The following is a 24,453-nucleotide window of genomic DNA, read 5'->3' as shown; positions in this document are numbered from 1 at the left end:
TCCTTGTTGGGAAAGGTGCTGGCGTGCGTTTCAGTTCACCTGAACCTGCGGAGGCGTGCCGTTCTCGAAGAGGCCGTTCAGCGGCGGGGCCACCGCGCCGGCGGGCGCTGGATTCTGCGCGCTCCGGCGGTCGTCGTCCTCGTCCTCGTCCTCGTACTCCATCTCGACAATTTCCAGGGTCGCCGGATCGAGCTGCACCTCGATCTCCCGACCATCCTGGTCTCGGCCCTCGATCTCGTAGCAGCCGTCGTCGATCTCGAATTCGCGCACGGTCCAGCCGTTCTGCTCGGCCAGCTGCATCGCGGCCTCGCGCGGCTGCCACTGGTCACGGGGCGCGTGGCACTCATCGTCATCGGCCAGCGCGGCGCCCGCAGGCAATAGGGCGATCAGGGCGAAGGCGCTCAGGGTCTTCTTCATGGCAGGGTCTCCTTGTCATCTGCTGAGGACAACCTGGGGACCAGACCTGAGGGCATCCTGACGCGCCCGCGATTCCCGCTTCAGCTTGCCGTCAGGAAGAAAGCAGGTTCGGGAGAAAAAAGGGCCCCGCCCGTGAGGGCGAGGCCAAGGGGGGCCGAAGGGACGGACGGCCTTGGGAATGGGTGATGTCAGGCGATGTCGCCGGGGCCGGGTCCGCGCTTGTCGCCCGTTACCATGGCCCGCGCGAGGTTCTCGTTGTGCCGGAACGAGGCCAGAACGACGCCAGCCACATGCAGCGCGGCGAGCAGCAGCATCAGGTTGGCCAGCGTCTCGTGGAGCTCCTTCAGTTGCCCCTCTGCCTCGCCGCGCACGCCATATTCCCGCTCGTCGCCGTCGTCGTCGGCCCAGGCGGGTGCCACAATGGCGGGAATGGACGGAAGCATCGCCATGCGAGACTCGTCCTCCATGAGCCAGCCGGTGAGGGCTGTGCCCGACAGCGTGACCAGCAGCGCAACGATCATCGCCGCGCCCGCCGGATTGTGGCCAAGATAGCGCCGCTCGCGTCCGCGGGCCATGTCCCCGAAATAGCCAAGCGTCTCGCAAGGGCCTTTCAAGAACTGGGCAAAGCGCGCGTAACGACTGCCGACAAGGCCCCAGACCAGCCGGAAGGCAACCAGCCCGGCGACGGTGTAGCCTGCGACCTCGTGGATGGGTTGCAGCTCGTCCGCTGTCAGCCATGCGGTCGCAAAGGCCGCGACCAGACCCCAGTGAAACACGCGGACAAACGGGTCCCAGACCCGGATCTTGCCAGTTGGACCAACGGTCGTTTCCGGCGCATCATGCGTGATGCCGTCAGTCATCATCGTCGCCTTCATGATCGTCGCGCTCGTCTTCGTCCTCGTATTCGAACTCGATCACCTCCAGCGTCGCTGGATGGACCGTCACCTCGATCGGTCGCCCCTCGGCGTCGCTGCCGTCGATCTCGTAGCAGCCATCGTCGATCTTGATCCGGCGCACCGTCCAGCCATTCTCTTCGGCCAGTCGGGCAACGGCATCGCGCGGCTGCCATTCGGCCATCGGCACGAAGCAATCGTCATCCGCCAGCGCGACACTGGCTGGCAAGACCGCAAGAAACCCGAGAATTGTCAATGTCTTCTTCATGGTCCAAACTCCTCGTTGCGGCCATCTTGACACCATTCATGCGCGGCGAAGCTGACGGCAGCCTGAAGGAACGTATTCCGCCGCTTCAGCTTCGTGTCAGCCAGAGGGATCATGGAGGGTCATCGGAAGAGGACGGGAAAAGAGCATGCGCATCCTGCTGATCGAGGACGACACGGTTCTGGGGGCCGCGATACGCGACCAGATCGCGGCCGATGGGCAATCGGTGGATTGGGTGATGCGCCTTGATGCGGCTGGCGACGCGGTGAAATCCGCGTCCTACGACTTGATCCTGCTCGACCTGATGCTGCCGGACGGACGCGGGATCGGCTTCCTGAAGGGTCTGCGCGCGCGCGGAGATGTGACGCCCGTCATCATCCTGACCGCGCTCGACCAGGTGTCGGACCGGATCGAGGGGTTGAACGCGGGCGCCGACGACTATCTCGTGAAGCCGTTCGATCTGGCCGAGTTGTCGGCGCGGATCGGATCCGTCGCCCGACGCTACAGCGGCAACCCGAACCCCATCGTCTGCCACGGGCCGCTTGCAATCGACCTCGCCGCCCGCAGCGTTCACCGCGACGGCAAGCCGGTTGCCCTTACGGCACGGGAATGGGCGCTGTTCGACGCCTTCCTGGCGCGCCCCGGTCAGCTGTTATCGAAGGCTCAGCTTGAGGAGAAGCTCTACGCCTTCGACGCCGAGGTGGAGAGCAACACCATCGAGGTCCATGTCAGCCGCCTGCGCAAGAAGCTCGGGAGTGCGGTGATCGAAACCGAACGCGGCATGGGCTACAGGCTGGGCCGTCCATGAGGTGGCCCGCCAGCCTTCAAGGCCGGCTTGGCCTGTCGCTCGGCCTGACGCTGACGGTTCTGTGGTTGCTGGCGGCGACGGTGACAGCCCTGATCGTGCGGGACGAAATGGACGAGGTCTTCGACAGCGCCTTGCGAGAGACAGCCGAACGTATCCTTCCGCTGGCGGTAACCGACATCGTCGGGCGGGAAGTCCAGGGCGGCACGCAGCGGCTCGCCCCTGTCCGGGAGCATGAAGAATACTTCACCTATCTTGTCCGCGATGCCGACGGGCGCATCCTGCTCCAATCTCATGCAGCCGATCCTGCCGTCTTTCCGCTCTATGACGGGTCCGGGTTCCGGCAGACCGAAACCCACCGGCTCTACAGCGACGCCGCGCTTCAGGACACGATCCGCATCACCGTGGCCGAACCGCTGGCCCATCGCGCCTCGGTCGCGCAGGAGATCCGGATGGGCCTCGGCCTGCCGCTGCTGATCGTGCTGCCCGTTGCGCTTGCGGCGATCGTTTTGGCTGTCCGTTTCAGCCTCGCCCCCCTGCGCCGATTCCGCACGCGGCTGGAGGCGCGTGGCGCGCGCGATCTTTCGGAGGTTCCTGCAGGCGACCTGCCGACGGAGATTGGTCCGCTCGCTGAAACGCTCAACAACCTGCTGGCCCGCTTGCGCGAGGCATTCGAGGCCGAACGCAGCTTCGCCGCAAACGCGGCACACGAGCTGCGAACGCCCCTGGCCGGCGCAATTGCTCAGGCGCAGCGGCTGCGGTCGGAAACGCACGAGCCAGCCACCGAAGCGCGAGCCGGTGAGATAGAGGCCACGCTCAAACGCCTCACCCGGCTGTCCGAACGCCTCATGCAGCTTGCGCGGGCGGAAGGCGGGCGTCTTCGGCTGGACCGGAGCGCGGACCTGAGGGCGGTCGCCCGTGTGGTCGCGGAAGATCTTGGGCGCGCCACTGCCGAGGGCCGCATCGTGCTGAGCCTGCCGACCACAGCCGTCATGTCTGCCATCGACCCCGACGCCTTTGCCATCCTGTTGCGCAACCTCGTTGAAAACGCCCTCCGTCACGGAGCAAAGAATTCGCAGGTCGACGTTACGTTAGCTGCGGACGGGCTGCTGTCCGTCGCGAACGACGGCCCGGTCCTGCCACCCAACACCCTCGACCGCCTGACGGGGCGTTTCGAACGGGCGAACGCGAGCGCCGACGGCAGCGGGCTCGGCCTCGCCATCGTCGCGGCCATCGCGAACCGGATCGGAACCTCTCTAATTCTGGAGTCTCCACGTCCGGGTGAGTCTTCAGGTTTCGAAGCATCGATAAGGTTGCCGATCGAGACTTGAGCTCCCCCAATTCGGACACTGAAAGAAGCTACTGTTGGATGTCACTGAGAACTGACCCAGCTTTGTCACCGAGATCTGACCCGCCCGTTCGTTATGTTTGCTAATTCATGATGGGGTCAATGCTGCCCGAACGCAGACGCCAGATCCATCACCCGCGAGGAACACGAAGATGCGCGCCAGGTTGCGCGCGACATCGCCAAAACCAAGCAATACAGCATCTCGATGAAGCTCCAAAAAAGGTCGAGATGCACTTCGCGCACCTCAAACGCATCCTCGGCCTGGGCCGGCTTCGACTACGAGGTCCATGTGGCGCCAACGACGAATTTCTCCTCGCAGCCACTGCTCAAAACCTCCGCAAACCGGCCAAGATCTTACCTGCACCGCAGAAACCATGCAAAGCCTGATCAGAAAGGCGCTTACGCCACGTTCGACGCCGCACTTTCTGTGCCAGCATCATGTTTTTTTCCACAGAATCGGCTCCAAGCGGTCATCCGCTGCGGAAACCACCAAGGGCCACTACAGGCCGGGTTCCACCGGGTCCGACCAGGCGTCCAACCCGCCGTCGTTGTCACACCACGACCATCCACAAACACCGCCAAGACAGGTGGCGGCTACGGGCTGCTGCCAAAGCCGGGACGGCCAACCGTGCGGCCTGTCACCCCTCCTCCCGCTCCCGGTCATACCGCTCCATCCCCGGAAATTCCGGCAACCAGTTTTCCCGACGAATAGTCCAGAGCTCATAGCTCGGGCGCAGTTGGTTGGGGGTATCGAGGCTGCCCAGGTTGATCTCCAGCTCGTCCCCGCTTTGCGAGAAAACCGATGATCCGCAGCGCGGGCAGAAGGCGCGGCCCTCATACTGGCCGGTCTCGCCGGTGATCTCGACCGCCGCCGCGGGGAAGATGGCCGAGGCGTGAAAGAGCGCCCCGTGGAATTTGCGGCAGTCGAGGCAATGGCACAGCCCGACGCGCAGCGGTGCACCCGACGCCGTCACACGCACCGCCCCGCACAGGCACCCGCCGCTATAGCTCTTCATCGCCATTCTCCCCGCCAATCTGCGCAACCACCCGAAATCCGGTCATTCCGTATGTACGGGGGGTGCACGGGGGGTGTACAGGGGGTGTACGGGGGGCACCGGGCTGCACACAACCGTTGTTCCGGGCGGGTATTTCCGGTATTCTATCAGAAAAACAAGGTGATAGATCGAGCATGACGGCGCTTACGGAATATCAGCGTCTGGAGAGCACGGGGCTCTGGCGAGAGACCCCCGACAGCCAGCGCCGCGAGGTCGTGATCTCGCTTGGCGATGCGACGCTGGTGATCTCGACCATGGCCGAAACGGCACTGTCCCATTGGTCGCTACCCGCCGTCAAGCGGTTGAATTCCGGGAAGATTCCGGCGCTCTACGCCCCCGATGGCGAGGCCGACGAGCTGCTGGAAATCTCCGACCCCGACATGATCGACGCCATCGAACGGGTGCGCAACGCCATCGAGAAACGCCGCCCCCATCCCGGCCGCCTGCGCCTCTGGCTCGGCGCTTTCCTCTGCCTCATCACCCTTCTCATCTGCATCATCTGGCTCCCCGGCGCCCTGACCCGCCAGACTGCGGAAATGCTGCCTGCGGCAAGCCGGACGGATATCGGGCAGAGCATTCTCGCCGAGATGGCCGACCTCTCGGGTCGGCCCTGCGCGGGCCCCGGCGGGGTTTCGTCGATGCGGGATCTGAGCAGGGCCGTCTTCGGTCAGCAGGCACCTCAGATCATCGTGCTGCCCTCCACTGCCCAGGCCACCGCCAGCCTGCCCGGCAACATCATCGTCGTGAACCGGGCTCTGGTCGAGGACTACGAAGGGCCGGAAGTGCTGGCGGGCTTTCTTCTGATCGAAGACCTCCGCCGCCGCTTGCGCGATCCGATGCTGCACCTGCTGGAGCAATCGGGGCTGATGGCCACGGGCCGCTTGCTGACCACAGGAGAGATTGACGACAGCCACCTGCGCGCCCATGCGGCAAGGCTGCTGACGACACCGCCCATCAGCGTGGATCTCCCCCTTATCCTCGCGCGGTTCGAGCGGGCGGGTGTTTCGACCGAGCCTTACGCCTATGCGATTGATCTGACAGGGGAATCCGTTCTAGATCTGATCGAGGGCGATCCGATGCGCGGACGCTTGCGCGCGCCGCTCATGACGGATCAGAACTGGATTGCCTTGCAGGAAATCTGCGGTGGCTGACCCCGCCGACCCTAGCGCGTGACCGCCCCGCCATAGCCTAGCCCGCGTGCAGCAGACAGGGTCTGCCCAAGCATCGCGGCGTCATCGAACGGCCCGGCCAGAACCACGAATGTGCTGAAGTCGCCGCTGTCCTGCGCGACGCCCCCCAGCATCGTGGCCATGCCCTGCTGCTGCAAGCGCAGTCGCGCGGCATCGGCGGTGGCGCGGTCGGAATAGCGGGCGATCTCCACATAGCGATGACCGGCAGGAACCCTGAGGGCCGGAGCCTCCGCCGTGCTGTCCTCCGCCGCGATGTTCGGGGTGGAGGAGGCGCGGGTCACCAGCGGCGCAGAGGCCGGTGCAGCCGTTGCGCGGCTCACTGCGATGCCGTCGGCTGCGGGGTCAACGGCCACGCGCGGCACGGTCTCAGTCCAGAGTTGCGCCATGGCGGCATCGCCTTCGGTCGTGGCATAAGGCAGGCCGCGCGCGGCGTTCAGGCGACCGTCGGTCCATGCCTGGCGGTAGCCTTCGGGAATGACCACCGGCGCCAAGTCAACCCGGCGCGCGGGCGAGGCCGCCCCGGCGGCCCGCAAGACCGGCTGGCCATCGGCAGGGTGAATGGCCTGAGGGCCACAGCGCAGGCCAGAGCCTTGCATGTATTGCGCGGCGCCCGCAGGCAGGCCCTGACAGCTGACCACCTGCATGGCAGCGGGGGCCGACGGCGCGGGATTGGCGGCCGGCGCGGGGCGTGCGGCAGCGACGGCCTCAACAGGCGCCGCAGGGCGCGGCTGAGCGGCGGGTGTGACCGGTTGCGCGGCTGCAGGGGCCACGACGATTTCGACCGCAGGCTGCTCTGCTGGTTGCTCCGGCGCGGCAGCCACGGCCACCGGGGCCGATCCGCCACCGGACGGCTCATACCCACAAAGCGGCTGGCGATCCCGCGTCACGCGGGGCACCCAGGTTTCCTGCCCGCCATAGCCCGCGCGGATGAACACGCAGCCCCGGCTGTCGACATATTGGTCAGAAGAATAGCCCGCGGGCGGCGTTTCCGCCGGTCCACCAAGCTGCGCAATGCTTTGCGCGGATACAGGAACGGCGACAATCGCCGCCACGGCCAATCCAGAAACGGCCCGCAACAGATACATACCAGACAACCCCCATTGCTGTACCGGAAACAGTGGCAGAGGATTGTCCGCAGGTAAAGGGGGCGGTCGCCTATTTTGTGCCGAACATGCGGTCGCCCGCATCCCCTAGGCCTGGAACGATATAACCCTTTTCATTCAGGTGGCTATCGAGCGCGGCTGTGACGATGGGAACATCCGGGTGCGCCTCTTGCATACGGGCCACGCCCTCAGGCGCGGCCAGCAGGCAGAGGAAACGGATATTCGTGGCCCCGGCCTGTTTCAGCAGGTCGATGGCCGCGACGGAACTGTTGCCCGTAGCCAGCATCGGATCGACGGCGATCACCATCCGTTCGCCCAATTCATCCGGCACCTTGAAATAGTATTGCACCGGCTTGAGCGTTTCCTCGTCACGGTAGAGCCCGACGAAGCCGACACGGGCAGAGGGAATCAGCTCCAGCATCCCGTCGAGCAGACCGTTGCCCGCCCGCAGGATCGAGATCAGCGCCAGCTTGCGGCCCGCCAACACCGGGGCATCCATTTCCTGCAGGGGCGTATTGATCTTCTTGGTGGTCATCGGCAATTCGCGCGTGACCTCATAGGCGAGGAACTGGCTGATCTCGCGCAGAAGCTGGCGGAAGACGGCGGTGGATGTGTCCTGTTCCCGCATCAGCGTCAGCTTATGCTGCACCAGCGGGTGATTGACGACGGTAAGATGCTGCATCAGGTCCCTTTCTTCAGTTTCTTGGCCACGCGCGCCCGCGTGTCTTCATCGCAGAAGGCGGCGGCGAGTGCATTGGCGGTGATCTCGTCAAAGATCTCTTCGTCCCAGCCAAACGTGTCGGCCAGGTGATCATATTCACGGGTCATCGTGGTGTGGAAGAAGGGCGGATCGTCGGTCGAAACCGTCACCTTCACCCCTCGTTCGCGCAGGGTTTCAATGGGATGGTCGCGCCAGGAGGGGAAGACCCCCAGGAAGACATTGGACCCCGGACAGCATTCCAGCGTGATGCCCGCCTCGGCGATCTCATCGACCAGCGCAAGGTCGGTGATGGCCTGAACGCCATGGCCGATGCGTTCCACGTTCAGATCGCGGATCGCATCGCGGACGCTTTCCGCCCCGCCCCATTCGCCCGCATGGGCGGTGAGCCTGAGCCCCGCCTCTCGCGCGCAATCGAAGGCCCAGAGGTAATCCTTGGGCTTGCCAATGAGCTCATCGCCCGCGATGCCGAAGCCGGTGATGAAATCGCCCTTGGTCTCGGCCGCGCAGATGGCAATGGGCTTGGCCTTTTCAGGCCCGAAATGGCGGATGCAGGTGATGATGCCGCGCAGGGTGATGCCAAGCTCGGCCTCGGCCTTGGCGGCGGTTTCCTCCATTGCGTGCAGATATTCGCGCCAAGCGCCCACATCGCCGCCACCGCAGAAATCGGGGCTGATGAAGGTCTCGGAATAGACCACCCCGTTTTCGGCGCTTTCCTCCAGAACCGCGCGGGTCAGGCGGGCGTAATCCTCGGGCGTGGTCAGCACAGAGGTCGCGGCCTCGTAGACTTTCAGGAAGTGCCAGAAATCCTTGTAGGAATAGCTGCCATCCTCGCGGAAGATGCGCGACAGGTCGGTGCCCTTTTCCTTGGCGATCCCGCGAATGAAGGCCGGCGGCGCGCCGCCTTCGAGATGCAGGTGAAGCTCTATCTTGGGGATGTTTTTCATAGGAAACTCTTGCCCGGTCCTTGTGATGGCACCCCCAGATGCGCCGCAATAGATGCCGCGACATCGGTGAAGGCGCATAGCCCTATCTGCCCGGTTTGCGGCCCCTTGCCAAGCACCGGCACCCTCTCGCGCGTGTGGTCGGTGCCGATCCAGGTGGGATCGTTGCCGTGATCGGCTGTGAAGATCATCAGGTCGTCAGGGCGCAGGCGGGCCAGGATCGGGCCGATTTCCGTGTCGAACCATTCCAGATGGCCGGCATAACCCGACACATCGCGGCGGTGACCGTAAATGCTGTCGAACTCCACGAAATTGGCGAAGGTCAGGCTGCCGTCTTCGGCGCTGTCCACGAGGTGCGCCAGATGTCCCATCAGCGTGGTATCGGCCCCCTTCACCACATCGTCGATGCCGCGCATGGAGAAGATATCGCCGATCTTGCCCACGGCATGCACCTTGCGCCCCGCCCCCTGCACCCAATCGCACAGCGTCGGCGCGGGGGGCATAATGGCGTAGTCGTGGCGGTTGGGGGTCCGAGTATAATTGCCCGGCTCGCCCACGAAAGGCCGTGCGATCACGCGGCCCACTTTCATGGCGTGCAGCGTCGGGGCCAGTTTCTCGCAAAGGTCATACAGCCGATCTAGGCCAAAGCTTTCCTCATGCGCGGCGATCTGGAAGACGCTGTCGGCGGAGGTGTAGCAGATGGGCCAGCCGGTTTGCTGGTGCCGTTCGCCTTCGACGTCGATGATCAGCGTGCCCGAGGCGTGGCGGTTGCCCAGAATACCCTCGGTTCCCGCGATGCGCTTGACCTCTTCGATCAGCTCGGGCGGGAAGCTGTTTTCCGTGTCGCTGAAATAGGTCCAGTCCCAGGGCACCGGCAGGCCCGCCAGTTCCCAGTGGCCGGATGGTGTGTCCTTGCCGGGGCTGATCTCTGTCGCCGCGCCCCAAAGGCCCTCAGGCTCTACCATTAGCCCCGGCGCATCCTCCCCTGATGCCAGTCCGATAGCATGCCCCAGCCCAAGCGCCGCGAGATTGGGCATGGTGAGCAGCCCGCTGCGCCCCTCCTCTGCCTTGCCCGCCGCGCAGGCCGCCGCGATATGGCCGAGCGTATTGGCCCCGGTATCGGGGTGCCCGTCATTGAAGAACCGGTCCGCATCGGGCGCGCCGCCACAGCCAACGGAATCCATCACCACCAGAAACGCGCGGGGCATCTAGGCAATCCTTTCCTGAACGAGTTCGGGAGGCGTAACGGGGCCATCTGTCAGCCGGTAGGCCCGGTCCAGCGCCTTAGCCGCGGCGCGGGCGTCCTCCTCGCTGCGGGCATGGATGCGGGCAAGCGGGCGCGCGCTGTCCACCCGCTCGCCGATCCCGGCCAGATCGGTCAGGCCAACCGCCGGGTCCACCTTGTCGGTCTGCACGAGACGCCCGCCGCCCAGATGCACCACCGCCTCGCCCACGGCGCGGGTGTCGATGGCGGCGACATGGCCGGGGGTTTTCGGGGTGATTTCCACCATCACCGGGGCGGCCGGCAACCGGTCGCGCCAGCGCGACACGAAATCGGTCGGCCCGCCGAGCGCTGCCACCATGCGGCCGAATTTCTCTGCCGCCGCACCCGAGTTGAGGGCCTCGTTGATCTTCGCCTCACCCTCTGCCGCATCCGCAGCCAGCCCGCAAAGCGCCAGCAATTCGCCGCCAAGCGACAGGGTGACCTGCCGCATCCGGGGGGAGCCGCCCGAGCCGGTGAGGATCTCCATCGCTTCCATCACTTCCACTGCGTTGCCCGCTGTGGAGGCAAGCGGCTGGCTCATATCCGTCAGCAGGGCGGTACATTTGCAGCCCGCCCCCTGCGCCGTGTCGACCAGCGATTGCGCCAGCGCCAGCGCGTCGGCGGGGTCCACCATGAAGGCCCCAGAGCCGGTCTTGACGTCCAGCACCAGCGCATCGAGCCCTTCAGAGAGTTTTTTCGACAGGATCGACGCGGTGATGAGGTCGATGCTTTCCACCGTCGAAGTCACATCCCGCACCGCATAAAGCCGCTTGTCCGCCGGGGCGATTTCGCCCGAGGCCCCGACGATGGCGCAGCCCACCTCGCGCACGACCTTTTGCAGCTCGTCGTTGCCGATGATGGCGCGGTAACCGGGGATCGCCTCCATCTTGTCGAGCGTGCCGCCGGTATGGCCGAGCCCGCGCCCCGAGAGCATCGGCACGAAGGCCCCGCAGGCCGCCAGCGCCGGGGCCAAAGGCAGCGACACCGTATCGCCCACGCCGCCGGTGGAGTGCTTGTCCACGATCGGGCCGTCGATATCCCAGGACAGCACCTGCCCGGTGTCGCGCATCGCATGGGTCAGACTGACCCGCGCATCTTTTCCGATGGGGGATTTGCAGATCGCCATGGCGAAGGCACCGGCCTGCGCATCACTGACGGTGCCATCGGCCAAGCCCTTGGCGAACCACTGGAAATGCTCAGGTGACAGCGTGTCCCCCACCCGCAACCGCGCCAGGATCTCTCGGGCATCCATGCCTCAGACCCCGTCCATATGGCCCATGCCGAAGGCACCGGGCAGCAGATCACCCACAGTGGTTTCCAGCCGCTTGCCGTCGGTCGTCGCCAGCGTTACCGGCGTCGTGGGATCGGCAAATTCCGCCAGCTTCTGACGACACCCGCCGCAGGGGGGCACCGGCGCGGGGCAATCTGCGATGACGGCAATTTCGGCAATCCGGCTGTCGCCTGCCGCGATCATGGCCGCAATCGCGCCCGCCTCGGCGCAGGTGCCTTCCGGGTAGGCGGCGTTTTCGACATTGACGCCAAGATGCAGATTGCCTTCGGTGCTGCGAATGGCGGCACCCACCTTGAAGCGGGAATAGGGGACATAGGCGTTTTCGCGCACGCGGGCGGCATCGTCGACCAGGGACATTGGGGTAACCTCCGGAAACTGTGTCCCCCACTGTGGTCCCGCCATCCGGCGCTTGCAAGCCTTCCGCTACAGAAGGTCCTCTCGCCTGGCGCGGCGGTCGACCTGGGTGATCAGCGCCGCCAGCGCCTCATCGCAGCTTTGCACCAGGGATTGCGCGTGGGAAAGCCGGTTCTTGTGGGCGGCCGCGTTCAGCGCCTCGGCCATGTTCTGCAAGCGGTCCGCCCCGATCGCCCCGGCAAGCGAGATGAGAATATGGCTCTGCGCCCGTGTGGTGGCGGTGTCATTTGCCTGAACGGCCTGTTGCAAGGCATTCTGAACGCTGCGCAGGTCCTGCAAGAGGTGATCGAGCAGTTCCCCGCGCCCGGACGGGCCTGCGGCCTGCAGGATCGCCTCGAACCGATTGCGGTCGAGCGTTCCGTTGGGGGCCGCGACAGGGGGTGTGGCCTCAGAGGGGCTGCGACGGTCCACATGACGGCGGATCGCCTGCCCGAAGGCGGTGACGGATCGGATCGGCTTGGCAATGACCCCATCCGCCCCGGCGGCATAGATCGCCTCCCGGTTCTCGCGCATCACATAGGCGGTCAGCGCCACCAGGGGCGTGTCGAACCCAGGCGTGGCGCGCAGGCGCTGCATGACCTCGATGCCAGACAGTTTCGGCATCTCGATATCAATCAGTGCGATATCCACAGGCTCACGCGCCAGCAGATCGAGCGTTTCCTGTCCGTCGCGGGCCAAGATCATCCGCGCATCCATCGCGTCGAGCATCTGGCGCACCAGAAGCTGGTTGGTTTCATTGTCCTCCGCCACCAGAATGCGCAGGTCGGACAGATCCGGCATATCCGCCGCGTGATCGCGGCATTCCCATGTTGCGCGCGGCAGGGTCAGGGTCACATCCGCACCGCCTTCAGGCAAGTTCTCCACCCTCAAGGATCCCCCAAGCCCATCCGCCAGACCCTTGGAGATATGCAGCCCAAGACCGCTGCCGGGCCGGTCCTGCCCTTCTGGCCGTCCGCCCGCTGTGAACAGGCGTTCCAGCGCCGTGTCCGAAAACCCCCTGCCCTGATCGCGCACCTGAAAATGCATGTCGCCATTCTGCTGCCAGACCGACAACACCACCTGCCCCGCATCCGTGAACTTGAGCGCATTGGCGATGAGGTTGCCAAGGATGCGATCCAGCTTGATGCGGGCCACGGTCACCCGCTCGGCCACATGGCGGTCGATCTCGACACGGAAGGTCAGCCCCTGCTCTCGCGCCCGGCCCGACCAGCGCAGATCAATCCCGGCCAGGAAACTGCGAAAGTCGAAGCTGGCGGCTGCGGTTGACCGCTCCTGCCCCGAGGTCAGCATCATCGCACCATCGACCAGTTCGGCCAGGGTTTCCCCGGCGACGCGGACCCGCTCGATATGGGTCTGGGCGTCGGGCGGCAACCGGTCCACATCCATCAGCCGCAGCCCGCCGATGATGTCGGAAACCGCTGCACGGATGTCATGCCCGTAAAGGCGCAGCGCGTCGCGCATCGCCTCCAGATCGCTCGTCCCCGGGCCGATCACCGGCCCATTGCCGTCCTGTGTCATCACGCATCCCCTGCCCATGCAGCGTTGCGCCCCCGTGACCCATGCAGCCGTGAGTGAGGTTAATATTTGGTTAACAACGCGAGAAGGCCGGGCGATTTCGCACCCGGCCTATAGTTTCTTCCCAGGGAGGTCGGCTTATTTGGGGTAGCCAAGCTCTTTCAGGGCTTCGGTGATCTCATCCAGAATGGCCGGATCGTCGATGGTCGCGGGCATCTTGTAATCCTTACCGTCGGCGATGTTCACCATGGTGCCGCGCAGGATCTTGCCAGAGCGGGTCTTGGGCAGGCGTTGCACGACGGTGGCCAGCTTGAAGGCGGCAACCGGGCCGATCTTTTCGCGCACCAGCTTGACGCATTCCGAGACCACGTCCTCAGCCGATTTCTGCGTCCCAGCATTGAGGCAGAGGAAGCCCATGGGCATCTGCCCCTTCAGCTGATCCGCCACACCGATCACGGCGCATTCGGCCACATCCGGGTGGCTGGCCAGAACCTCTTCCATACCGCCGGTCGACAGGCGGTGGCCCGCGACGTTGATCACGTCATCGGTGCGCGCCATGATGTAGAGGTATCCGTCCTCGTCCTTGTAACCCGCATCGCCGGTTTCGTAGTAGCCGGGGAAGTGGTCGAGATAGGACTTGCGGAACCGCGCCTCGGCATTCCACAGGGTCGGCAGGGTGCCCGGCGGCAGCGGCAGCTTCACCGCGATGGCGCCAAGATCGCCGTCCGGGACGGGATGGCCACCTTCGTCGAGGATCTGCACGTCATAGCCCGGCATCGGCACGGAGGGCGAGCCGATCTTGACCGGCAGCTTCTCGATACCAAGCGGGTTGCCCGCGATGCACCAGCCGGTTTCGGTCTGCCACCAGTGATCGACCACGGGCACACCCAGCTTGTCCTGCGCCCAGACAATGGTGTCGGGATCGGCCCGTTCACCGGCCAGGAACAGCGATTCAAGGCAGGAGATGTCATAGTCGCCAATCAGCGCGCCCTGAGAGTCCTCGCGCTTGACGGCGCGCAGCGCAGTGGGCGCGGTGAAGAGGCATTTCACGCCATGATCCTGAATGACCCGCCAGAAGGTGCCCGCGTCGGGCGTGCCTACGGGCTTGCCCTCGAACACGATTGTGGTGCAGCCGAAGGTCAGCGGCGCGTAGCAGATATAGCTGTGCCCCACGACCCAGCCCACGTCGGAGGCCGCCCAGAAGACCTCGCCGGGGTTCATGTCGTAGAGATTGCGCATCGACCAGTTGAGCGCGACCATGTGCCCGCCAGTGTGCCGGATCACGCCCTTGGGCTGGCCGGTGGTGCCGGAGGTGTAGAGGATGTAATGCGGATGGTTGCCCTCGACAGGCACACATTCCGCCGGCTCCACGCCAAACTGGAAACCGTGCCAGTCATAGTCCCGGCCCTCTTCCAGACGCGCGACTTCCTGTTCACGCTGGAAGATCACGCAGAAATCGGGCTTGTGGGTGGCCATCTCGATGGCACCGTCGAGAAGCGGCTTGTAATGGACGACGCGGCCCGGCTCCAACCCGCAAGAGGCGGCGATGATGCATTTGGGCTGGCAATCGTCGATGCGCACGGCCAGCTCGTTGGCGGCAAAGCCCCCGAACACGACCGAGTGGATCGCGCCAAGCCGGGAACAGGCCAGCATCGCCTCCAGCGCTTCGGGCACCATCGGCATGTAGATGATGACGCGGTCACCCTTCTCCACGCCCTTGGCGCGCAGCGCACCGGCAAGGCTCGCCACGCGGTCGCGCAGCTCGGCATAGGTCAGCTCGTGCTTGGAATGAGTGATGGGGCTGTCATGGATGATCGCAATGCGCTCGCCGTGGCCGGCCTCCACATGGCGATCCACCGCGTTCCAGCAAGCGTTCAGCGTGCCGTCCGAAAACCATTCATAGAGCGGGGCGTTGTCGTCAAAGAGTGCCTTGGTGGGTGGCGTGACCCAGTCGATGGCTTCGGCGGCTTTCATCCAAAACCCGTCAGGGTCTGCCTTGGCTTCGGCGTAGACATGCGAATAGCCCATGTCGTCTCCTCCAAAAGATGTCCTGCATTCCCCTGCGGCAGCACCTACATCCCCTTGCCCCGTCAGACAAAGGGTTTCATTGACGCAGCCCCACAAAAGCAACGGGGCGCCCAAAAGGACGCCCCGCTACAAACTTCGCGACTGACCGGGATCAGAAGTGCATGTTCAAACCGACGCGCACCTGCTGCACCGCATTCGAGGTCTGGGTCGAGTAGATCCCGCCGACAGTGGAGCTGAAGATCGTCTGATCACCCAGATCGGTGTAGCGGTATTCCACCCCGAGCGAGGTCCGGTCGCCAAGGCGGGTTTCCATACCGATCCCGATGGTCGCACCATCCACCTCGTAAGAGCCCGAGGCCGTGCTGGCCAGACCGGTCAGGACGCCGCCGCCGTTGTAGTTATGCGACTCGCCGAAGCTGGCGCGCGACCAGCCGAGCATGCCGTAGAACTGGGTGTTCTCGTTGGCCAGAACGCCGACGCGGCCACCGATGGTCATCATGCTTTCGGGCGTGATTTCCTGATCGACGGTTACCTGCTGGCCACCCACGAGATACTGCATGTGGGAATTCGCGTTCACATCGAAGATCGTGTAGTCAAAGGTCGCACCCACATAGGTGCGTTCCGACATGGCGAAGGTGTAGCCGATCTGGATCGACGCCAGGCCGCCATGTTCGCCCAGATCATGGGAGAACTCGAGCCGGTCGACGGAGTCGAAATTGCCGCTGTACTGGTGCTGCGACATGCCGATGCCAAGCGCACCGCCGATGAACAGGCCCGACCAGAAGTCGTTGGAGACCTGCTGAACCGGTGCCGGTTCATAGACGGTGGGGGACACCTGCGGAGAGGGGCCATCCGCTGCCGCCGGAAGCGCCGCAACGAGAGTGGCCATGGCAGCGGATGCTGCCAAAGCAGAATGGAGTCTGGGCATGGGAGTGCTTCTCCTCGTGAAACCTTGGTTGCCTCTGCCGGACTGATTTTTTAGCGCCCGACGTTATTATTAACGATCGCTTAACTTTCGTTAATGCGTCATTAACCAGTGTTAACACATCAGATTCCGGAAATCTCCCCCCATTTTGCCTTGTGAGCAGGAGCCGTTGCGATCATGCAAACACGCCACAGTCGCACAGGGCAAAAGGACAGGGCCAACCGCAGCAGGCGGCTGGCCCTTTCATAGGTAACCAATTGATTTGTATTCGTTTGTCAGCCGTAGTGCTGGACCGGCGTACCGGCCAGGGCCGAGATGTTCAACAGCCCCCGCGCGGTGATCGAGGGTGTTACGATATGGGCACGGTTGCCCATCCCCATCAGAATCGGACCGACCTCCAACCCGCCTGCCTTAACTTTCAGCAGGTTACGGGACGCGCCTGCAGCATCGGTTGAAGCAAAGACCAGCGCGTTGGCGGACCCTTCGAGTCGGCATCCGGGGAAGACCCGCTCCCTCAACTCGGGATCGAGCGCGGCATCCGCCAGCATCTCGCCCTCGTAGACGAAGTCGAGCCCCATGCCGTCGAGGATTTCCAGCGCCGCGCGCATCCGTCGGCCGCTGTCGCTGTCGAGATTGCCGAACTGGCTGCCCGAACACAGGGCGATCTTCGGCTCCACCCCGAAGCGGCGCACATGGCGGGCCGCGCCGATCACGGTTTCGGCGATCTGCTGCGGCGTTGGCACTGCATGTACATGGGTATCCGCGATGAAGAGCGGCCCGTCTTCCAGGATCATCAGGCTGAGCGCCCCGACCGGGTGCAACCCGCCATCGCTGAGAAGCTGGGTGATATAGTTCAGGTGCCACAGATACTGACCGAAGGTGCCGCAAATAAGCGAATCCACCTCTCCCCGTTGCACGGCCACGGCGCCGATAGCGGTCGTGTTGGTGCGCATGATGGCACGGGCAAGGTCGGGGGTGACGCCGTTGCGCTGCATCTTTTCCAGATAGGTTTGCCAATAGTCGCGATACCGGTGGTCGCTTTCGGGATTGATCAGCTCGAAATCGCGGTCCGGGCGGATGGTCAGGCCCGCCCGCTCGATCCGCATCTGCACCACCTCGGGACGACCGATGAGGGTGGGCGTGTCGGTCATCTCCTCCAGCATCGCCTGCGCGGCGCGCAGCACCCGTTCATCCTCACCCTCGGCAAAGACAAGCTTGCGCGTGGTTGAGCCTGCCGCCTCGAACACCGGTCGCATGATCAGCGCGGAGCGGAAGACCGACTGGTTGAGTTTCTCGCGATAGGCGTCGAAATCATCCAGCGGACGCGCGGCAACACCGCTTTCGATCGCGGCCTTGGCGACAGAACTGGCCACCACTCCGATCAGACGCGGATCGAAGGGTTTGGGGATCAGGTAGTCTGCCCCGAAGGTCAGTTGTTCCCCCTTGTAGGCCGCCGCCGCTTCGGCGCTGGTCGTGGCGCGGGCAAGCGCCGCGATACCCTCGACGCAGCCGATCTGCATGGCGTCGTTGATCTCTGTCGCGCCCACGTCCAACGCGCCCCGGAAGATGAAGGGAAAACACAGCACGTTGTTGACCTGATTGGGAAAATCGCTGCGGCCCGTGGCGATGATTGCATCAGGCGCGACGCTGCGAACATCATCGGGCAGGATCTCGGGCGTCGGATTTGCAAGCGCAAAGACAATAGGGCGGTCCGCCATCTTCGCAACCATGGAAGCTTTCAGGACACCGGGACCGGAGAGGCCCAGAAACAGGTCAGCCCCGTCAATCACCTCATCCAGCGTGCGAAGCTCGCTTTTCTGAGCATAGTCCGCTTTCTGAGGGGTCATATCCTCGCTGCGGCCCTCGTAAACCAGCCCGTGGATATCGCACAGCCAGACGTTTTCGCGCTTCACCCCGAGTTTCAGCAGCATGTTGAGGCAGGCGATCCCCGCCGCCCCGCCACCGGTGGACACGACCTTGATATCCTCGAACGTCTTGCCCGCCAGATGCAGCGCGTTGGTGGCCGCCGCCCCCACGACAATCGCAGTTCCGTGCTGATCGTCATGGAAGACGGGAATGCCCATGCGCTCGCGGCAGATCTTTTCGACGATGAAGCAATCGGGCGCCTTGATGTCTTCGAGATTGATCGCGCCGAAGGTGGGCTCCAGCGCGCAGACGATCTCGGCCAGCTTGTAGGGGTCGGATTCGTTCACCTCGATATCGAAGCAATCCACGTTGGCGAACTTCTTGAACAGAACCGCCTTGCCTTCCATCACCGGCTTCGACGCCAGCGCACCGATATTGCCAAGACCCAGAACCGCCGAGCCGTTCGTGACAACCGCAACAAGGTTGCCACGCGCCGTGTAACGCGATGCATCGGCAGGGTTTTTGGCAATCTCGGTGCAGGCTTCAGCCACGCCGGGGCTATAGGCGCGTGCCAGATCGCGGCCATTGGCCAGGGGCTTCGTCGCCCGGATTTCCAGCTTTCCGGGCTTGGGGAATTCGTGGTAATCCAGCGCGCCCTGGCGAAACGTATCGTGTTTGTCTTCGGTCATGAAACAGGCCCTCCAGAAACTTGTTTAACGTTAAACTATATCTAGCGGCAACCGAAAAGGCGGCCCGACGTCGCGGTCACGCTCAGGCGAACTGCTCCCGGATCAGCCGTTCTTCCAGCCCATGACCGGGATCGAAGAGGATCCGGTGACTGATCTGCGGATCGGACCGGATTTCCACAGATACCACGTTTTCCACCGATCGGCTGTCAGCATCCGCCATCACCGGTCGCTTGTCATGGTCCAGCACGTCAAAGCGCACCACTGCGTTTTTCGGCAGCAACGCCCCCCGCCAGCGCCGCGGTCGGAACGCCGCCATTGCCGTCAGCGCCAGAACGTCCGAGCCAATCGGCAGGATCGGACCATGCGCCGAATAATTATAGGCCGTCGAGCCCGCGGGCGTGCAGACAAGCGCCCCGTCGCAGACCAGCTCCTCCATTCGCATCCGGCCATCGACCCAGATCTGCAGCCGCGCCGCCTGCGGACCCGCGCGCAGCAGGCTGACCTCGTTGATCGCCAGCGCTTCCGTCACCTTGCCTCCGGCCTGAACGGCGGTCATGTGCAGCGGGTTGATCACCGCCTCCTCCGCCGCCTCCAGCCTGTCGATCAGCCCGTCCTCGGCATATTCATTCATGAGGAACCCGACAGTCCCCCGGTTCATCCCGTAAACCGGCGCATCCAGATCCTGCGTGGCGTGAAGCGTCGACAGCATGAACCCATCACCGCCAAGCGCCACGATCACATCGGACTCTTCGGGCGCGTGCTGACCATAGCGGGCCGACAAGCGCGCCTGAGCGTCCTGCGCAATCGGCGCGTCCGAGGCGAGGAAGCTGATATTTCGGGCGGCGGGCATGGCGTCTCCGGCGGGTCTGGGTCCTGCCAGTGTTCACCCGTGACGGTTGGAAACTCAATCCCGGATTCGCCCGCGATGACCGTGAAGTTTCCGATAGTGGACGTTCCTGAGACGAAATGCGCCGGTTTCCGGGCTTTCGTGTCGCGCCCGCTTTGGATAGATGCTGCCGAACGACCCTCATCGCCTTCAAAAGGGAGACAGGCCATGAACGCGCCCCACCGCGACGCTGGTTTCTTCACCGAGAGCCTCGCAGACCGCGACCCCGAAATCTTCGGTGCCATCACCAAGGAGCTTGGCCGCCAGCGCGACGAGATCGAGCTGATCGCATCGGAAAACATCGTCAGCCGCGCCGTAATGGAAGCGCAGGGCTCGGTCATGACCAACAAGTATGCGGAAGGCTACCCGGGCCGCCGCTACTATGGCGGCTGCCAGTTCGTGGACATCGCCGAGGATCTGGCCATCGACCGCGCCAAGCAGCTCTTTGGCTGTGAATATGCCAATGTGCAGCCCAATTCCGGGTCGCAGGCCAACCAGGGCGTCTTCACCGCGCTTCTGCAGCCCGGCGACACCATCCTGGGCATGTCGCTGGACGCAGGCGGCCACCTGACCCATGGCGCCAAGCCCAACCAGTCGGGCAAATGGTTCAATGCCATCCAATACGGCGTGCGCCAGCAGGACAGCCGCATCGACTATGACCAGGTGCAGGCGCTCGCCACCGAGCATCAGCCCAAGCTGATCATCGCCGGCGGCTCCGCCATCCCGCGCCAGATCGACTTCGCCAAATTCCGCGAGATCGCCGACAGCGTCGGTGCCTACCTGATGGTGGACATGGCCCATTTCGCGGGCCTCGTGGCGGCGGGCGAACATCCCTCGCCCTTCCCCTACGCGGATGTCGCCACCACCACCACGCACAAGACCCTGCGCGGCCCGCGCGGCGGCATGATCGTCACAAATGACGAAACCATTGCCAAGAAGGTCAACTCCGCCATCTTCCCCGGCATCCAGGGCGGCCCGCTCATGCATGTGATCGCCGCCAAGGCCGTGGCCTTCGGCGAGGCGCTGCGCCCCGAGTTCAAGGCCTATCAGCAACAGGTGCGTTCCAATGCCGTGGCGCTGGCCGACCAGCTGATGAAGGGCGGCTTGGATATCGTTACCGGTGGCACCGACACCCATGTGATGCTGGTCGATTTGCGCCCCAAGGGCGTCAAGGGCAACGCGACCGAGAAAGCACTCGGCCGCGCCCATATCACCTGCAACAAGAACGGCATCCCTTTCGACACGGAAAAGCCGACCATTACCTCCGGCATCCGCCTCGGCACCCCCGCAGGCACCACCCGCGGCTTCGGTGAAGCCGAGTTCCGCCAGATCGCGGACTGGATCGTCGAAGTGGTCGACGGGCTTGCCGCCAATGGTGAGGACGGCAATGCCGAGGTTGAAGAAAAGGTGAAGGCCGAAGTGGCCGCGCTCTGCGCCCGCTTCCCGCTCTACCCCGATCTCTGATCGCAGCTTACCCCATCAGACAGAGGGCCGCTCCTGATCCGGGGCGGCCTTTTGTCCTTCCCCCGGCTCTCCCCGGCCCCATCCCCCAAACGCGCCTCGCCTGTGTAACCGCCCTGGTTTCATCTTGGCCGGAAATACCTCCGCCGGAGGCATCCTACGCTCACCAGATACACCTCTGCCAACTAAGGCGCGCCTCGCTCGCCACATTCCCGTGGCAACGCGGGCCGACGAGGCCTCCGGCGCAAGCCGGGGGTTGAGGAGGACCGCTCGCGGATCGACGCCAAAGGCGGCGAAACCGGCTGAACTACGCGCTTGACCCCGACAATCGCGCCAACAGTCCCGCCCGATCCGCCAGATAGGGCAACCGCGCCCGCGCCGCCCGCACAGCCGCGACATCCAGCTCTGCCGCGATCAGCTCCGGGCCATCCCCGGCCAGTGCCACGCTCTGCCCCACCGGCCCCACGATCCGGCTGCCGCCATAGTAGGACAACCCGTTTTCCACACCCGCATGGTTGGCATAAAGCAGCCACAACCCGTTCTCGAAGCCCCGCGCCGGCATCACCTCGCGAGAGACATTTCCCCACTGATCCGACAGCGCCGTCGGCACGAAGAGCACCTCCGCCCCCGCAAGCGCCGCCGCGCGCGGGCCTTCGGGAAACTCCGCGTCGTAGCAAATCAGGATCGCACAGCGCATCCCGGCAAACTCGAACACCGCGCAGCCCTGCCCTTCGGCAAAATGCCCGGTTTCCGGCCCCGGCGGGATCACAAGCTTGCGGTGATGGGCGATCGGGCCGTCCGGCCCCACCAGCTGCGCGGAATTGTAGACCCGGTCGCCGTCACGCTCCGCGTAGCCGTAAAGCACCGCCGTTCCGGTCCGCGCCGCCAGGGCCGCAACCGCCTGCGCAAAGGGCCCGTCCGCCGGCTCCGCCAGAAGGGCGATGTCCACCCCGATGTGATAGCCGCAGGCAAAAAGCTCCGGGCAGAGCACCAGGTCGAGCCCCTGCCCCGCGATCGCCGCCTCCAGCCGTGCGAGCCGTTCTGCCGCCGTCAGCCCCGCCCCGTCGCTCTGCCAGACGCCTGCCCTCATGGCAGCTGACCCGAATAGAGGATTTCGCGCGGATATTCGGTCAGGTAGTCGCAGCCCGTGTCCGTCACCACGATGGAATCCCCGATCCGCCCGCCGCATTGCCCGTCCAGAGAAATCCCGCCATCGACCGCGAAGGTCATGCCCGGATGCAACACGGTCTGGTCCCCTGCCTTTAGCTCCGGTGCCTCAAGGTAGCTCATCCCGATGGACCGCCCGGTGCGATAGCCGGTCTCGTAGCCACGCGCGCGGTAGACTTCGTTCGCGGCGTCCGCCACGCTTTCCGCCGTCACCCCGGGCCTGATCGCCGCAATCGCGGCCTGCTGCGCGTCGATGGCCGCCTGCTGCACCCGGATCGCGTCATCGCTGGCGTGTTCGATGAAGAACATCCGGTCGAAGCCGAGCTTGTAGAGCTTGAACTGCGCCATGTTGCAGAAACAGAAATAGACCGGGTCGCCGGGGGCCAGCCGCTTCACGCTGGCGCGGCGATGCACCATCGACGTGTCGCTGCCCGATTGCAGGATCTGCAGCCCTTGGATCATCGGCGACACGAAGGCCTCCCACCCCCGGTCGGTCAGGAAGCCCGCGGCCTTGCGGGTGCCCGCGTCGATCACCGCCAAAGCGGCCTCGTATTCCGGCACGTCTGCGGCCAGCGCCCCATGCGCCGCCCCCATCATCGCGCCCGCAATCTGGCCTGCCTGGCGCATCACCTCGATCTCGGCGGGCGACTTGATCATCCGCATCGCGCCCAGAAGTGGTGAGACATCGGTCAGCTCGGTCCCCGGCATCTGGTCGTCGAACCAGTTGCGCAAGGGGGCTGGAAGGGTGCCCTTTTCCACCGCCACGCGGCGGGCATCGCCCAAAACCTTCGGCAACACGTGGACCCAGTGATTGTTGCCCATGTCCTCCCAGGTCACGATCTCCTCGACCCAGGTCATGGCGGCGACCATCTCGCTTTCCATCAGCGGCGTGACCACGACGGGGTCGGCGTCGGGCCGCACCACCAGCGCCGTCGGTCGCCCGAACTCCACCGAGAGATAGCCCCAGAACCCGGCAAGATAGCCGATAGAGGCCTCATCGGTGATCAGCGCCACCTCGATCCCGGCATCGGCCAGCTTCTGCTGGAACCGCGCGTGTCTGTCTTTGGCTTCATCGAGCATTCTCGTTCTCCTTTGGCTGATGACCAGCCTGCGCGTGTCACCGCCGGATGCATGCCAAATCGCGGCCTGTCCATGTCGCGGAGGGACAAGCCGCGCCAAACAAGTGTGACGCGGATCGTCGTGCTAGAGGCAGGGCGAAACCGCTCAGGCGGCCACGGATTTGCGCACCATGTCCCAGTAGATCCCTTCCACATCGGCCCGTGCCAGACGCCCGCCTTCGCGATACCAGGTGTTGACCCCGGTCAGCATCGCGATGATCGCCATGGTCGCCAGCTTGCCATCGGCCACCGCGAAGGCACCGCTTTCCTGTCCGCGCCGCAAGATCCCCTGCAACCGGTCCTCATACTGGCGCCGCAGCGCTTCGATCACCGCGAAGTTCTCCGGCTCCAGGTTGCGCAGTTCCATATAGGCGATGAAGACGAGTTCCGGCCGGTCGAGGTGATAGCGGATATGGTGGCGACAGAACGCTTCCAGCTGGTCCAGCGGCGCGCCGTCCGGCACCCGCCAGTGGCTCAGCAGATGGTCCATGTGATCGCGCATCAGTTCGAACAGAAGCGATTGCTTGTCCGGCGTGTAGAGATAGAGCGCCCCGGCCTGCACCCCCACCTCCTTGGCGATCTGGCGCATGGAGACGGCGGCAAATCCATGTCGCGCGAACAGCTGCAATGCCGCATCGCGGACCTTGGGGCCGGTGGTTTCCGCATGTGAACCTTGTTTGCGTGCCATGGATACAGGTTAGCCGTGCCTGACGGATATGAACAGATGTTCAATTCACCAAAACCGCCTTGCCGCTGGACGTCGCCCGCCTGCCCGCGCTATCACTTGGGGGCTCGTTTCTGCCTTGGGGGCCGCCATGCGCGCCGTGATCTGTCTTTCCTTGCTGCTGGTGCTCTCCGCCTGTTCGATTCGCGCGCCCGAGCTTGATGCGTCGATCACCGAAACCAGCCGCGCGGCGGACTGGCCAGAACTTGTGCCGCTCGGCCCGCTTCTGGCCGGGGCCGAGGCGCTGTCGCCCCGCGCCGCCGATACCGAAGGCCGCACATTGCAATGGCGCGCAGCCGACCTGCGCCGCCGTGCCGCGATTCTGCGCAGGCTCAGCGTCAATTAAGCCACCGGCCCACGTTGCGCC

General features: G+C 64.6%; 23 protein-coding genes and 1 pseudogene. 6 read left to right on the top strand and 18 right to left on the bottom strand.

Going from position 1 to position 24,453, the window contains the following annotated elements; translation table 11 throughout:
- Positions 1 to 30: 30 nt before the first annotated feature.
- The 3 genes from EP237_RS18560 to EP237_RS18550 form a co-directional block, all read right to left on the bottom strand.
- On the bottom strand, positions 31 to 417 hold the full coding sequence (locus EP237_RS18560) for a PepSY domain-containing protein (protein WP_127562390.1): 387 nt from the start codon (positions 415 to 417) through the stop codon (positions 31 to 33).
- Positions 418 to 605: 188 nt separating this feature from the next.
- Complete coding sequence (locus tag EP237_RS18555; RefSeq protein ID WP_127562389.1) at positions 606 to 1,277, bottom strand: cytochrome b/b6 domain-containing protein; 672 nt, start codon at positions 1,275 to 1,277, stop codon at positions 606 to 608.
- Positions 1,270 to 1,578 carry a PepSY domain-containing protein gene (locus EP237_RS18550; protein WP_127562388.1) on the bottom strand — a complete coding sequence of 103 codons (309 nt, stop codon included), beginning with the start codon at positions 1,576 to 1,578 and terminating at the stop codon, positions 1,270 to 1,272. Before EP237_RS18550 ends, EP237_RS18555 begins: the two co-directional genes overlap by 8 nt.
- A 145-nt stretch (positions 1,579 to 1,723) precedes the next feature.
- Between EP237_RS18550 and EP237_RS18545 the strand changes: the two genes are divergently transcribed.
- The 3 genes and pseudogenes from EP237_RS18545 to EP237_RS18535 form a co-directional block, all read left to right on the top strand.
- On the top strand, positions 1,724 to 2,383 hold the full coding sequence (locus tag EP237_RS18545) for a response regulator transcription factor (RefSeq protein WP_127562387.1): 660 nt from the start codon (positions 1,724 to 1,726) through the stop codon (positions 2,381 to 2,383).
- A complete protein-coding gene (locus tag EP237_RS18540) occupies positions 2,380 to 3,711 on the top strand; it encodes an ATP-binding protein (RefSeq protein WP_127562386.1) in 1,332 nt (443 codons plus the stop codon). The genes EP237_RS18545 and EP237_RS18540 overlap by 4 nt, the downstream gene beginning before the upstream one ends.
- 117 nt (positions 3,712 to 3,828) lie before the next feature.
- A pseudogene (locus tag EP237_RS18535) lies at positions 3,829 to 4,115 on the top strand (transposase); the annotation flags it as partial.
- Between the two features lie 251 nt (positions 4,116 to 4,366).
- Here EP237_RS18535 and EP237_RS18530 read toward each other — a convergent pair.
- Positions 4,367 to 4,744 carry a GFA family protein gene (locus EP237_RS18530; RefSeq protein ID WP_127562385.1) on the bottom strand — a complete coding sequence of 126 codons (378 nt, stop codon included), beginning with the start codon at positions 4,742 to 4,744 and terminating at the stop codon, positions 4,367 to 4,369.
- A gap of 173 nt (positions 4,745 to 4,917) precedes the next feature.
- Between EP237_RS18530 and EP237_RS18525 the strand changes: the two genes are divergently transcribed.
- Entirely contained in the window at positions 4,918 to 5,934 is a 1,017-nt protein-coding gene (locus EP237_RS18525; protein WP_127562384.1) for a M48 family metalloprotease, read from the top strand.
- Between the two features lie 11 nt (positions 5,935 to 5,945).
- Here EP237_RS18525 and EP237_RS18520 read toward each other — a convergent pair whose 3' ends face one another.
- The 11 genes from EP237_RS18520 to EP237_RS18470 form a co-directional block, all read right to left on the bottom strand.
- Positions 5,946 to 7,058 (bottom strand): SPOR domain-containing protein, encoded by a 1,113-nt coding sequence (locus EP237_RS18520; RefSeq protein WP_164744760.1) that lies wholly within the window; start codon positions 7,056 to 7,058, stop codon positions 5,946 to 5,948.
- 70 nt (positions 7,059 to 7,128) lie between these two features.
- On the bottom strand, positions 7,129 to 7,758 hold the full coding sequence (gene upp / locus EP237_RS18515) for a uracil phosphoribosyltransferase (protein WP_420812534.1): 630 nt from the start codon (positions 7,756 to 7,758) through the stop codon (positions 7,129 to 7,131).
- The gene (locus EP237_RS18510) at positions 7,758 to 8,741 is read right to left on the bottom strand and encodes an adenosine deaminase (RefSeq protein ID WP_127562381.1); all 984 of its coding nucleotides are present in this window, start codon (positions 8,739 to 8,741) and stop codon (positions 7,758 to 7,760) included. The genes upp and EP237_RS18510 overlap by 1 nt, the downstream gene beginning before the upstream one ends.
- Positions 8,738 to 9,946, bottom strand: coding sequence for a phosphopentomutase (locus tag EP237_RS18505; protein ID WP_127562380.1), 1,209 nt, complete (start codon positions 9,944 to 9,946; stop codon positions 8,738 to 8,740). The genes EP237_RS18510 and EP237_RS18505 overlap by 4 nt, the downstream gene beginning before the upstream one ends.
- On the bottom strand, positions 9,947 to 11,254 hold the full coding sequence (locus EP237_RS18500; protein WP_127562379.1) for a thymidine phosphorylase: 1,308 nt from the start codon (positions 11,252 to 11,254) through the stop codon (positions 9,947 to 9,949).
- 3 nt (positions 11,255 to 11,257) lie between these two features.
- The gene (locus EP237_RS18495; RefSeq protein ID WP_127562378.1) at positions 11,258 to 11,650 is read right to left on the bottom strand and encodes a cytidine deaminase; all 393 of its coding nucleotides are present in this window, start codon (positions 11,648 to 11,650) and stop codon (positions 11,258 to 11,260) included.
- A gap of 66 nt (positions 11,651 to 11,716) precedes the next feature.
- A complete protein-coding gene (locus EP237_RS18490; RefSeq protein ID WP_164744759.1) occupies positions 11,717 to 13,225 on the bottom strand; it encodes an ATP-binding protein in 1,509 nt (502 codons plus the stop codon).
- A 135-nt stretch (positions 13,226 to 13,360) separates the two neighbouring features.
- The gene (locus tag EP237_RS18485; protein WP_127562376.1) at positions 13,361 to 15,250 is read right to left on the bottom strand and encodes a propionyl-CoA synthetase; all 1,890 of its coding nucleotides are present in this window, start codon (positions 15,248 to 15,250) and stop codon (positions 13,361 to 13,363) included.
- Positions 15,251 to 15,401: 151 nt separating this feature from the next.
- Entirely contained in the window at positions 15,402 to 16,178 is a 777-nt protein-coding gene (locus EP237_RS18480; protein ID WP_127562375.1) for an outer membrane protein, read from the bottom strand.
- A gap of 272 nt (positions 16,179 to 16,450) precedes the next feature.
- Positions 16,451 to 18,730 carry an NADP-dependent malic enzyme gene (locus EP237_RS18475; RefSeq protein WP_127562374.1) on the bottom strand — a complete coding sequence of 760 codons (2,280 nt, stop codon included), beginning with the start codon at positions 18,728 to 18,730 and terminating at the stop codon, positions 16,451 to 16,453.
- A gap of 82 nt (positions 18,731 to 18,812) precedes the next feature.
- Entirely contained in the window at positions 18,813 to 19,580 is a 768-nt protein-coding gene (locus EP237_RS18470) for an NAD kinase (RefSeq protein WP_127562373.1), read from the bottom strand.
- Positions 19,581 to 19,784: 204 nt separating this feature from the next.
- Here EP237_RS18470 and glyA point away from each other — a divergent pair, with 204 nt between their 5' ends.
- Positions 19,785 to 21,080 carry a serine hydroxymethyltransferase gene (gene glyA / locus EP237_RS18465; protein ID WP_127562372.1) on the top strand — a complete coding sequence of 432 codons (1,296 nt, stop codon included), beginning with the start codon at positions 19,785 to 19,787 and terminating at the stop codon, positions 21,078 to 21,080.
- Between the two features lie 304 nt (positions 21,081 to 21,384).
- Here the strand turns inward: glyA and EP237_RS18460 are convergent, their stop codons facing one another.
- The 3 genes from EP237_RS18460 to EP237_RS18450 all read right to left on the bottom strand — a co-directional run bounded on the left by EP237_RS18460 (position 21,385) and on the right by EP237_RS18450 (position 24,050).
- Positions 21,385 to 22,167, bottom strand: coding sequence for a carbon-nitrogen hydrolase family protein (locus EP237_RS18460; RefSeq protein ID WP_164744758.1), 783 nt, complete (start codon positions 22,165 to 22,167; stop codon positions 21,385 to 21,387).
- Positions 22,164 to 23,324 (bottom strand): M24 family metallopeptidase, encoded by a 1,161-nt coding sequence (locus EP237_RS18455; protein WP_127562370.1) that lies wholly within the window; start codon positions 23,322 to 23,324, stop codon positions 22,164 to 22,166. Before EP237_RS18455 ends, EP237_RS18460 begins: the two co-directional genes overlap by 4 nt.
- Before the next feature lie 144 nt (positions 23,325 to 23,468).
- Positions 23,469 to 24,050, bottom strand: a complete 582-nt coding sequence (locus EP237_RS18450) for a TetR/AcrR family transcriptional regulator (RefSeq protein ID WP_127562369.1) — start codon at positions 24,048 to 24,050, stop codon at positions 23,469 to 23,471.
- Positions 24,051 to 24,177: 127 nt separating this feature from the next.
- Between EP237_RS18450 and EP237_RS18445 the strand changes: the two genes are divergently transcribed.
- The gene (locus tag EP237_RS18445; RefSeq protein WP_127562368.1) at positions 24,178 to 24,432 is read left to right on the top strand and encodes a hypothetical protein; all 255 of its coding nucleotides are present in this window, start codon (positions 24,178 to 24,180) and stop codon (positions 24,430 to 24,432) included.
- Positions 24,433 to 24,453: the final 21 nt, after the last annotated feature.

Source organism: Nioella ostreopsis (genome assembly GCF_004000255.1).
GTDB classification, from domain to species: Bacteria; Pseudomonadota; Alphaproteobacteria; order Rhodobacterales; family Rhodobacteraceae; genus Nioella; species Nioella ostreopsis.
The sequence above is the reverse complement of the archived record's forward strand: the minus strand, read 5'-3'. Positions and strand labels throughout refer to the sequence as shown.